Source organism: Gluconobacter sp. P5E10 (assembly GCF_018812145.1).
In the GTDB taxonomy this organism is placed as follows: domain Bacteria; phylum Pseudomonadota; class Alphaproteobacteria; order Acetobacterales; family Acetobacteraceae; genus Gluconobacter; species Gluconobacter cerinus.
The window spans coordinates 187040-198684 of the sequence record NZ_JACRVZ010000004.1; the positions used below are offsets into that span (position 1 = coordinate 187040).

At 54.1% G+C, this 11645-nt stretch carries 9 protein-coding genes; 2 read left to right on the top strand and 7 right to left on the bottom strand.

All coding sequences use genetic code 11. The features are described from left to right. The first annotated feature begins 242 nt into the window (after positions 1-242). Positions 243-2321: a phosphocholine-specific phospholipase C gene (locus tag KP707_RS09630; protein ID WP_211503055.1), complete on the top strand. Its 2079-nt coding sequence runs from the start codon at positions 243-245 to the stop codon at positions 2319-2321. Positions 2322-2382: 61 nt separating this feature from the next. Here the strand turns inward: KP707_RS09630 and nadC are convergent, their stop codons facing one another. The 7 genes from nadC to KP707_RS09665 form a co-directional block, all read right to left on the bottom strand. Continuing rightward, on the bottom strand, positions 2383-3240 hold the full coding sequence (gene nadC / locus KP707_RS09635) for a carboxylating nicotinate-nucleotide diphosphorylase (protein ID WP_211503054.1): 858 nt from the start codon (positions 3238-3240) through the stop codon (positions 2383-2385). Between the two features lie 11 nt (positions 3241-3251). Beyond that, a complete protein-coding gene (locus KP707_RS09640; RefSeq protein ID WP_211503053.1) occupies positions 3252-4721 on the bottom strand; it encodes an L-aspartate oxidase in 1470 nt (489 codons plus the stop codon). 2 nt (positions 4722-4723) lie between these two features. Further along, positions 4724-5707, bottom strand: coding sequence for a quinolinate synthase NadA (nadA, locus tag KP707_RS09645; protein ID WP_211500806.1), 984 nt, complete (start codon positions 5705-5707; stop codon positions 4724-4726). 81 nt (positions 5708-5788) lie between these two features. Beyond that, positions 5789-6670 (bottom strand): NrtR DNA-binding winged helix domain-containing protein, encoded by an 882-nt coding sequence (locus KP707_RS09650; RefSeq protein WP_211503052.1) that lies wholly within the window; start codon positions 6668-6670, stop codon positions 5789-5791. 101 nt (positions 6671-6771) lie between these two features. Then, a complete protein-coding gene (locus KP707_RS09655) occupies positions 6772-7842 on the bottom strand; it encodes an NAD(P)-dependent alcohol dehydrogenase (RefSeq protein ID WP_086633902.1) in 1071 nt (356 codons plus the stop codon). A 105-nt stretch (positions 7843-7947) separates the two neighbouring features. Next, positions 7948-9306, bottom strand: coding sequence for an amidohydrolase family protein (locus tag KP707_RS09660; protein WP_211503051.1), 1359 nt, complete (start codon positions 9304-9306; stop codon positions 7948-7950). Next, positions 9303-10310, bottom strand: a complete 1008-nt coding sequence (locus KP707_RS09665; RefSeq protein WP_211503050.1) for an ABC transporter substrate-binding protein — start codon at positions 10308-10310, stop codon at positions 9303-9305. The genes KP707_RS09660 and KP707_RS09665 overlap by 4 nt, the downstream gene beginning before the upstream one ends. A 311-nt stretch (positions 10311-10621) precedes the next feature. On the opposite strand from KP707_RS09665, the gene KP707_RS09670 reads away from it, so the two are divergent. Then, on the top strand, positions 10622-11644 hold the full coding sequence (locus KP707_RS09670; protein WP_373687796.1) for an isopenicillin N synthase family dioxygenase: 1023 nt from the start codon (positions 10622-10624) through the stop codon (positions 11642-11644). Position 11645: the final 1 nt, after the last annotated feature.

An 11645-nucleotide genomic window follows, 5' to 3' on the forward strand; every position in this document is an offset into this window, starting at 1 on the left:
GTGTCCTACTCAAATAACCAGCTCAAATCATCCAAGCCCATATAGGTGAAGTCAATCTTAAAGATAGGCTGCACGAAACGGAGCCTCTGTTTCTCATCATGCACCTTCAGGGGCCAACCCGCTCTTTTTAACACCATACCCATTCATAAAAATGACATGAAACTCTTGAAATTCCTTGATGATTTCATCCGCCGAGACTGATAAGCGTCTTATCACAATTGAGTGTATGGAAGAGATCAACGGTGGCAACAAAACTGAACCGTCGCGGCGTGCTAGGTCTGGGAGCAGGTTTTTCCCTCAGTGCGCTTCTTCCATCCATTCAGCGTGCCCGTGCCATCCCTGCCCGTCGGGACACAGGAACGATCGAAGACGTCCAGCATATCGTTGTGCTGATGCAGGAAAACCGATCTTTCGATCACTATCTTGGTCATCTGTCAGGCGTTCGAGGGTATGGAGACCGGCATGTCGTGCGTGGTCCAAACCGCGAACCGATCTGGTGGCAGCAACGGCAGAAAGCCGAAAATGGCTGGATCACGCCGTTCCATCTCCCGACACAAACTACCAGTGCAGAATGCGTGATTGATCTGGACCATAGCTGGGCTCCTACGCACGCAGCGATCAACAAAGGCTGGAACAACCAATGGCCTCGTCACAAGAAAGATATGACGATGGGCTATTACACACGGGAAGATATTCCCTTCCATTACGCTCTGGCTGACGCGTTCACGGTCTGCGATCACTATTTCTGCTCCACGCCGACACAGACACACCCCAACCGTTTTTACCTCATGTCTGGCACCGTTGATCCCAATGCGACAGGCGGTGGCCCGATCCTCGATAATGTGGATTGGGTAGACAGAGATTTTTATCCCAAGGTGCCTGAACCTTTCACCTGGACGACCTACCCTGAGCGCCTTCAAGAAGCCGGTGTGTCATGGCAGGTTTACCAGCAGGGCCTGTCTGGCGCCGATGTTGAGAATGGTAATTTCGGCACAAACGTTCTGATGTGTTTCAAGAATTTCGCTGACGCCAAGCCGGGATCAGCCTTGCATGAGCGTGCCATGACCGCGCGAACCCTTGATCACTTGAAACAGGACGTTCTGGCGGATCGGCTGCCACAGGTGTCATGGATCCTGCCTCCGGCGGCATATTCTGAACACCCCCGGTGGACGCCCGGCTACGGTGCAACCTTTATTGCTCACGCGCTCGATGCCCTGACGGCCAACCCGGACGTCTGGGCCAAAACTGTTTTTCTCGTGATGTATGATGAGAACGACGGGTATTTCGACCATATGCCGCCCCCACAGCCTCCCACACCGGTTCTCCCCGGTCAGAGCACGGTGACGACAAGAGACGAAATTCACAATCACCTCCAAAGCTTCAGGCCAGACCGCTACAAGGCTGACGATCTTCCTTATGGCCTGGGGCCGCGTGTACCCGCTTTCGTTATCTCTCCTTGGAGCACCGGCGGCTTTGTCTGCTCCGAAGTGTTTGACCACACCTCTGTGCTACGCTTCATCGAAGCCCGTTTTGGCGTCAGGGAAACCAATATTACGCCATGGCGTCGTGCAGTCTGCGGCGACTTGACCAGTGCGTTCGATTTTTCGCGCAAAACTACGGTTAAGCCGCCGCTTCCAGACACGGCCGCCTACAGGAAAATTGCTGACGCGTCCTGTAAGCTTCCCTCGCCCGTTATTCCTCATCAGAGCACGCTCGACGATATCGGCGACCAGGAACGAGGTGCACGCTTGGCGAGGCCACTGCCATACAAACTCTCTGCAGACCTCCTGGAGACCAGTACAAGCAGCTTGACTTTCGAAATCCGCAATGACGGCACATCCGGGGCATGTTTTTACGTATACCGTGATGGAACCGAGGAAACCCCTCGCCGCCATACTCTGGAACCAGGAAAAGCCATCACTGACGTTTGGAAAATAGAGAGCGCCGGACAACACGACTTCACCATTCTCGGGCCAAATGGGTTTGCGCGTTACTTCCAAAACGCGAAACCTATGGATATCCAGGTTCAAGCGCGGGGAGATACTCAAACCGGCAATCTGGTCCTAAACCTCAAGAACACTGCATCTACTAAGAAGAAGGTCAGGATCCAAGATAACGCTTATGGTGCGGAAGACCGTTTTCTTTCCCTTGAAGGAAATCAGTCGGCATCCGTCTCCGTTGAGCTCGATGCCAGTCATCACTGGTATGATCTTGTTCTCTCCTGCTCCGATGAACCGGGCAATCAATCTCGATTTGCCGGGCATGTAGAAACCGGACAAACGAGCATCACAGACCCTGCTATGGGCAACGTCCTGGCCTGACGGACACAGTCATACTCTCGGCAAGAGCATACTCTGGAATGCTCTTGCCGGAAAAACCAGCTTAGCCGCTTATATCAAGGCCGATGTCCAGCGCTTTGACCGTATGTGTAAGCCAGCCCAAAGACAAAACGTCCACTCCGGACTCTGCAATCGGGCGCGCCGTCTGCGGTGTAATTCCACCGGATGCCTCTGCAATAGCGCGGCCATCGATAAGTTTGACAGCTCTACGAAGCGTTTCCACACCCATATTATCGAGAAGGTAAGCATCTGCTCCGCCAGCCGCGAGGGCTTCTTCAAGCTGGTCCAGCGTATCGACCTCCAGCTCAATCTTCATCAGATGCCCTGCCCGCTGACGCGCCGCCCTCAAAGCTGCCGAGACGCCTCCGCATAAAGCCAGATGATTGTCCTTAATCAGGATAGCGTCATCAAGCCGATATCTATGACTGGCACCACCTCCTGCACGTACCGCATATTTCTGAACCGCTTTAAGGCCAGGAAGAGTTTTGCGCGTGCAACAGATCCGAGCCTTCGTGCCATGAACAGCATCCACGATCGCCCGCGTCGCTGTAGCGATGCCGCTCAGGTGCGAGAGCAGATTTAACGCCGTGCGTTCGCCTGCCAGAACCGTACTCGCAGACCCGTCAATGACGGCCAAAACATCCCCGGCCCCAATCCTGTCTCCATCCTGCCTGTGAGAAATAAACTCAGCCTTGCGGTCAAGAAGACTGAATGCAAGCTGGGCCCCCTGTAACCCAGCCAGAACGCCATTTTGTCTTGCACGAAAAACTGCCTGAAGGGGCTGTTCAGGATCAAGAAGAGCCTGTGTCGTCACATCTCCGCCCGTTCCTAGGTCTTCAACAAGCGCGGCACGAACTACAGGTTCCCAGAGAAGATCAGGCAGAAAGGTCTGAAAGGTCATGCAATGTGTCCTTATGGCGAAGGAAGATCAGTTATGGTCAGCACAGTTCGGTTAGGCATCGTTTGATTTGGAAAGTCCGTGCGCCAGTGGCTTCCACGGCTCTCCCTACGTTTCAGGGCAGACGATGCAATGAACGCGGCAATGAGCGCTTCATTATTAACGTGGATATCAGGAAGAATTGTTTCAAAAAGGGCCTGCAATCCACGCTCGTCTCTGAGCAGTCCGGCATACTGGCTCATGAGTGAGGCCAAATCATGCACAGAAGGAGGATTGCTGACTTCGCGCGGCGCAATCGTCCCGAACAGCACCTTTGGAAGCATGCTGTTATCGACGCTTTCTGCGACCCATTTCCCGATTACGAAGGCTTCGAGCAATGAATTACTCGCCAAGCGATTAGCGCCATGAAGGCCGGTACAGGCCGCTTCTCCGCAGGCCCACAGACCCGGCACAGAGGTACGCCCCTGCTCATCAACATCCAGACCACCCATGTGATAGTGCATTGCTGGACTGACTGGGATGAGCTGTGCGTCCGGATCAATCCCCATGGCCATGCATGACGCTGTTATGCCCGGAAACCTCAGACTAAAGGGCGTTTTTCCTATTGCCCGCGTATTCAGAAAAACGTCGTGTCCGCTTTGAATATGAGCCGAAATCGCTCGCGCGACGATATCGCGTGGCTGGAGTTCTTCCGTAAATCTGTTTCCAGTTTCATCGACCAGAAGAGCACCCGCCCCGCGTACCGCTTCGCTCACCAGAGGTCTGCGGCCAGTCTGGCCAACACCTTTGAGAGCTGTTGGATGAAACTGGGTGAATTCCATATCAATCAGTCTGGCGCCGGCACGTGCAGCATGAGCCAGACCATTCCCGGTCAATGTTCCAGGGCTGGTGGTACAGTCATAAAGAGCACCAATACCACCGGATGCTATGACGCAGTATGAAGTGGGCAGAAAACCTTGTGAGGCCCTAACGCCGATAAGGCGCCCTCCTTCCGTAACCAAGCCCTCTAGTCGCGTTCCTTCCAGAACAGTGACGGTATCGAGACTTCGAACACGCTTTATCAACGTCTGCATGATCGCAGCACCGCTTCCATCTCCGCCGACATGGAGAATACGGTGTCTGGAATGCGCAGCTTCTAGATGCAGGTCCAGCGCTTCGCCCTTTTTTGCAAAAGGGACGCCCCACTCGAGCAAGGTCCTGATGGCGTCAGGTGCCGAGTTCGTAATCAGTTTCACTATGTGGGGAACACTGAGGCCGGCACCTGCAGCTAACGTGTCCTGAGCGTGCAGATCCGGTGAATCTTCTGCTCCAACTGCGGCTGCAATTCCCCCCTGAGCCAAAGAACTCGCCGCCTCGTGCCCTAACGGAGCCGGGCTGAGAACAACACAGGGCTGTCGAAGGTGCAGGGCAGCGGAAAGACCTGCCAGTCCTGCCCCTACGATAACGGGTTGCCCAGCGAGGTGACTTAAAAGAATGTCCTTCACAATTAGATTGCCAGCATTCTCTCGACCGCCATGCGGGCTCGCCCTTCAAGCTCGGACGGGATGGTTACCGGAGTTTCGAGGTTTTCGAGAGCTCTGCGGATTCCTGCCAACGTAATGCGCTTCATGTGTGGGCAAAGATTACACGGGCGAACAAACTCGGTTTCCGGATTCAGCGCGGCCAGATTGTCGCTCATCGAGCATTCTGTCACCAGCAACACTTTTTCCGGGCGGTGGGTCGCGACGTAGTCAATCATATTGGCGGTGGAACCGGAATAGTCTGCCTCGGCAACCACGTCTGGCGGGCATTCAGGATGCGCTATGACCGTCACACCTGGATGAATTCGCCGATACTGCCGAATTTCCTGCGGTGTAAAGCGTTCATGCACTTCACAATGACCCGCCCAGGTCAGCATTTCGATGCCTGTTTCGTTCTCGATATTTTGAGCCAGAAACTCGTCTGGAATCATGATAACACGAGGAACACCCAGGCTTTCCACGACCCGTCTGGCATTACCCGACGTGCAGCAGACGTCTGTTTCCGCCTTCACTTCCGCTGTACTGTTAACGTACGTGACAACCGGAACCCCCGGATAGCGCCGCTTCATCTCCCGGACGTTTTCCGCCGTTATGCTCTCTGCCAAAGAACAGCCAGCCCGATCGTCCGGAATTAGAACCGTCTTGTCGGGATTCATCAGCTTGGCGGTTTCCGCCATGAAATGTACGCCAGCCATGACAATGATGTCTGCGTCGAGGTTCTGGGCATCACGAGCCAGAGCCAGACTGTCTCCACGGATGTCCGCGACACAGTGGAAAATTTCCGGCGTTTGATAGTTATGAGCCAGGATAACGGCATTTCGTTCGCGTTTCAGGCGAAGAATAGCCTCGATGTCATCCGCGTATAAACGTTCCCAATCCTCCCGCGCCATCAGGCGGGAGACAGGTTCGTAAAGCCTGTCACGGCTTTCCAAGACATGCTGACGGCCCATGACGGACTCCGTAATAACATTATGCTCCTATTGAGCATAATGCATCTTACCGTATTCACAAGCCTGTCGGTCAACACGTTTTCAGGAGAACGTTCCCAGTGGAAGCTTGGCCCCTGTCAGATAGCAATTTTCAGAATTGTCCTTCCGGAACTTGTAAAGCCGCGCAGGTCTTCCCTGAACGCCGCTCTCGTAGCGATCGGTTTCACTGACCAGATCCTGATTTTGTACCAACCGACGAAAATTCTGCTTGTGCATCAAACGCCCGGAAAGAGCTTCCATCGCTTGCTGGAGTTGAAGAAGCGTAAATTCTTCGGGCACGAGCTCGAATACGACAGGCGTGTAACGGATTTTCGCTCTTAAACGAGACATCGCCGTTGCGAGAATACGCCGATGATCCCAGAGCATCGGACTCTCTCCCAGTCCGGCGCTACAATGGGGTGACTCCTGAACCAGCCCAGCCTCCCACAGCAGTTCATAACGCTCCAGCACGGCTTCGTCGTTCCAGCTTTCCCCGCTCAGGCCAAACGTGGCCTTACAGCGGTCGAGCTTTTCTTCCTCATGGGCAGCCCACTTGAGAAGTGAGCGCTCAATGGTCCTGAGAAGGGCAACGCTTCCTTCAGTTCGGCGGTCTTCCCAGGGAAAGTACTGATACCATCCCCTCCATCCTGCCTGATCGCCACTGTCGCGCGTCAGAGCCATATAGGAAATACGCACAAGCCGTTCAGTTTCAGCAGGAACAGAGTCCCCGAACGTATAGAGTTGCTCAACATGGCCGAGGCGGAACCCCGTGAGTTCCTCTACCCAATGGCGCACACCACGCTGCAATGACGAGTGTTCCGTTTCCAGGGCGCCTGCAGGTAAGCAGGCCCCATTCTGAACGGTCAGAACTTCTGGTGTTCCGCTCTGAAGTGTGGTCAGGACGGCAACCAGTTCCGCCCGACACGTCGCAACGTGATGATTCATTCTAAAATCATGTCTTCCCGTTGGGTAGAAACTCCAGAAGTAACGCTTTTTTCAGAAAGGAGGCTTGGAGTTTCTTGCTACCACCTCCCCTCCCTAAGGTTTCAGCCTGCGATGCTGTCTGGCATGGACGCCATATCGATCACGAAGCGATATTTGACGTCTGAACGCAGGACGCGCTCATACGCCTGATTGATCTCATCCATCCGAATGATTTCCACGTCACTGACGATGTTATGCTGACCGCAGAAATCTAGCATTTCCTGCGTTTCCTGAATGCCGCCGATAGCAGAGCCAGCGAGACTACGGCGCTTGGCAACAAGGCTGAACGCCCCAACAGACATCGGCTTTTCCGGTAGTCCTACAAGCACCATATGCCCATCCTGCTTCAGCAGGGACAGGTAGGCATTGATGTCATGATCTGCCGACACAGCATCAAGAATAAAATCAAAGCGGTTCGCCTCGGCAGCCATCGCTTGTTCATCGCGGGAAATGACAACCCGGTGTGCACCAAGTCGCTTCCCATCTTCGACTTTACTTGGAGACGTTGTGAACAGCGTCACTTCGGCTCCCAGCGCAACGGCAAATTTGACCCCCATATGGCCAAGTCCACCGAGCCCGACAACACCAACACGATGCCCTGCCCCAATTTTCCAGTGAGACAACGGAGACCATGTCGTGATCCCGGCGCAAAGCAATGGTGCCGCTGCGGCAGGATCAAGATTTTCGGGAATACGCAGGACGAAACCTTCATCGACAACGATGGCGCGCGAATATCCGCCGAACGTGTAGGCACCGTCTGCCGGGAATGCAGGATCGGGACTGTTGTATGTCCATGTTGGGCTGGCATCACAATACTGCTCCAGACCAGCCTCGCAGGACGCGCAGGTTCGGCATGAATTCACCATGCAGCCCACGCCCACCCGGTCACCGACTTTAAAGCGTGTTACGTCAGGCCCAACCGCTTTGACATGGCCGATAATCTCATGCCCCGGCACGCATGGATAAGAAGCAGGCCCCCATTCGCTCCGTGCGGTATGGATGTCAGAGTGACAGACACCGCAGTGGGTAATGTCAATCTGAACGTCCAAAGGACCGCAGTCACGGCGCTCAAAAGCGAAGGGAGCCAAGGGAGATGTCGGGCTGGAGGCCGCGTAACCAACACAGGTAAGCATTGCAGGTCCTTGTTGAGACAGAAGAATCAAAGCGTCAAAACGATTGGCCTACCCTAACAGGAAGTCCCACTGAACTGTACCCATGCTGAGTTGGCACAGGTTTCTTCAGGCACGCGTAAGACAACCCACAACGTCACGAGCCTCTGCCAGTAAAGCCTCAAGATCCAGTCCGGGAATAGCGCCATCCACTACCACAGGCACACCATCCATAAGGACATGACATACAGTTGTGGCGCCTGACACGACCGGAGCGATCAGTGGATCATGCAATCCAGCATATCTGGGTGCGTCTAGACCATGAATAACCAGATCCGCCGCTGCGCCGACCTCAACCCGGCCGACATCGGTAAGCCCCAGGATTTGCGCTCCCGCGGATGTTGACCAGCGCATGACGTCCTCAGCCGTAACAGCGTCAGCACCGTGAACTGCGCGATGAATCATCCACGCACAATGCATCTCTGCCCCCATGTCACAGGCTTCATTGGATGCTGCCCCATCAACTGCCAGCGATACGCGGCCGCCCAGAGCGTCCAAGGCCGGTGCAGGCGCGATACCTGAACCAAGGCGGCAGTTACTCTGAGGGCAATGCGCCATACCGGTCCCGGTTTGGGCCATAAGCGCCAGTTCGCTCTCATCAAGATGAACCAGATGCGCAAACCAGACGTCTTCTCCAACCCAGCCATGCTCGGCAACAAACTGAAGGGGCCGCATTCCGTAAGTTTCCAGACAGAACCGAACATAGTTCTCCGTTTCAGACAGATGCGAGTGGAGCGAAATACCCATGCTTCGGGCGGCAATAGCCATTTCCCGAAGCTCATCCGGCGTGACGCCCCAGGTTGGCGTGTTAGGGGCCAAAGCAATTCGGCGTTTCGCATTCGGGCCAGATTGATGATACCGGCCGACAAGCCCTTCGACACGTTTCATCATCACATCCAGCGTCTCCGTCGGGGCTGGAATAATGTCGTCCGTATCGAATTTTCTGGCTCGCGTGGTGCCTCCACGCGCGAGAACATAGCGCAGACCCAGATCTTCAGCGGCTTCAAACAGTACGGCAGCCGGGTCATATGCATACATATCTGCAAACAGGTAATGATGATCAGCGACCGTCGTGCAGCCCGACAAGAGCAGTTCCACCATTCCAACCCGGGCCGCCACATTCAGCGCCCGCTCATCTATGCGGTTCCAGTAGGTGTTGGGCACAAGGCGAAGCCATGGCTCCAATGGCTTATTGATGGCCGTTGGAACCGCTTTGAGCACACTTTGAAAGAGGTGATGATGCGTGCTGATAAGCCCGGGAGTTGCAATTCCTCCCTTGGCATTCAGAACCTTCTCCCCAGAGGCAGGTACTAAATGACCGATTTCCGTGATCTTGCCGTCGCGAATGCGAATGTCACCGGTACGTCGAGCGGCATCGCCGCGTAGTCCAGTTAAAATTCCACCGATATTCTGTATCAGTAAGCTCATGCTGGCATCACCCGGAGAGTATCCACAAATTCTGTGGTGAAGGCACTTTTCCAGTCAGCATCGGACGGCAAGAGGTTTTGGCTGACCATAAAGTCTCGTGTGGCCTGCCACCGGGCAAGCGTCATCGCGCCAAGACCTCGCTCTTTGACATCTGGGGATGACAGAGCATCTGCTTTTTTCAGTCCTGCGTAGCCGAAAGCCAGATGCTCCAGCGTCATGTTAGGGTTAGCTTTAAGGATCAGAGCATTCCCCGAATCGGGATTTTGAAAATAATCCCGCCATCCCATCAAAGACGCTTTCACAAAGCTGCTTACCTTTTTCTTATTGGTCGCAACCATCTGCTGAGTTGTGACCATAGGAGCGCCATAGGGCGGATAACCCAGATCCTTGAAGAGGAAAAACTCGACCGGCATTCCTTTCTGCCGGGCATCCCACAGTTCGGAGGATGCATAAGCCTGAACGGCCATTTCTTGATCTAGAAAAAATGGCTGGAGATTGAAAGAATAAGGCCTCGCCTGCTCTTCCCTGTAACCAAAGCGATTTTTGAGCCATGGCCAGAACGTCGCATGGGAAGATGCTGCTATCAGAATTGGATGGTCACGGAGCTGGGCGAGATCCGTGACGCCAGCATGCGTCATCAGACCCTGCTGATCGTGCTGAAATGTACTGGCTACTGCAACAAGAGGAATTCCAGAGGCGACGGCGGAAAGAAGCTGGAAGTCGTAGCCAGTAATGAAATCTGCACGGCCGGCAGCCAGAAGCTGAGGGACATTCATTTGCGGGCTGGCCGCCTCTATCGTGACGTCCAGCCCCTCCTGTGCGTAATATCCCTTGGCAAGCGCTTGATAAAACCCACCAAACTCAGCTTGTGCATACCAGGATGTTATAAGCTTGACGGGCGTCCCCGCATTTTGCGCCCTACTGATGAGCGGCATAGATAATCCGCCGAGACTTCCAGCCAACCCCAAAAGGGTTTGCCTGCGACTGAGAGACATCCTGGACATACGGAGCGTTCTCCATTCTTCATTCAATCATAGTTTATGAATCGAAACGGTTTTCATGAAAGTGCCTATTTGAGAATATTGAAATGCTTTTATGAGAACGGCTTTTATAATTGACAGGCAAATGCCCTCCATGTTTTGTGTTGGAAACGAGTAGAAGCGGTCGAAGCCCTGTTACAGGCTTTGGGCATTGCTCCAACAGATCCGGACTACGGCTCTGGTTGGGGGCATATGCCATTATTGATCGCCACAACCCCTCACCCTGCCGTAGTTCCGTCTCTGTTGTCTTCAATACGTTTATGGAGAAAACGAGTATGGTCCCGACAGGTCTGAGCGAACTTGAAACCGAACGCCATATTGGCGGAATGGGGACGAATATCGCCCGTCAAATTCCCAGGATCGATCTCTCCTCTTTTGAAGAGCGGAAATACCAGATTGCCGACGAACTTTGGTCTGCGGCTACGGAAATCGGTTTTTTTCAGGTTTATAATCACGGCATTCCGCAGAACGACATAGATCGAGCGTTTTCACTGGCAACAGCCTTCTTTGCCCTCCCTAAAGATGCAAAGGCCCGCCTTCCCCTCAAACCTGGTACAAACGCCGGATGGGAATTTCAGGAACAGGTGCGGCCCTCAACAGGTACACCTGACCATAAAGAATCATTTCAGATCACTCTTCCCAGAATGACGGCTCTGTGGCCAACAGAGCAAGACGCGCCGGACTTCAAGGAATTTCTATCTCACTTCGAGCACCAGAACTGGCTTCTGGGTATGAAGATCCTATCCTGCTTTGCCATCAAACTCGGATTTGACGAAAAGTTCTTCACCGAACTGCACGACCCGTCCTCCCCTGACTACCAGTGCACTCTTCGTCTCATTCACTATATGAGCATGGAGAATGCTCTGCCGGAGGACTTCAAACGCTGGCGTGCAGGCGCCCATTCGGATTTTGATTGCCTGACACTTCTTCATCAGCGAACAGGCGAAGGCGGTCTTCAGGTTTGCCCTGGGAAGGATGCAAAGAGCGGGGCATGGACCGACGTTGAACCCGTCTCAGGATATGTGACCTGCAATATTGGCGACATGCTGATGCGGTGGAGCGACGACAAGCTGCTATCTACGCTTCATCGTGTTCGCATGCCACAACCGGGCGAATATCTTGGTGAGCGCCTCTCCATTCCCTTTTTCTGCCAGGCCAACCGCGATGCAATCATTCAGGGGCCAGAGAAGAAATATGCTCCGATATCTGCGCAGAACTACCTTCTGGAGCGCCTGAAGGCTAATTTTGCGGCGACTGAATCGAAAGGCAGCACCCCGGAAACTGATGCTGCCCCGTAAA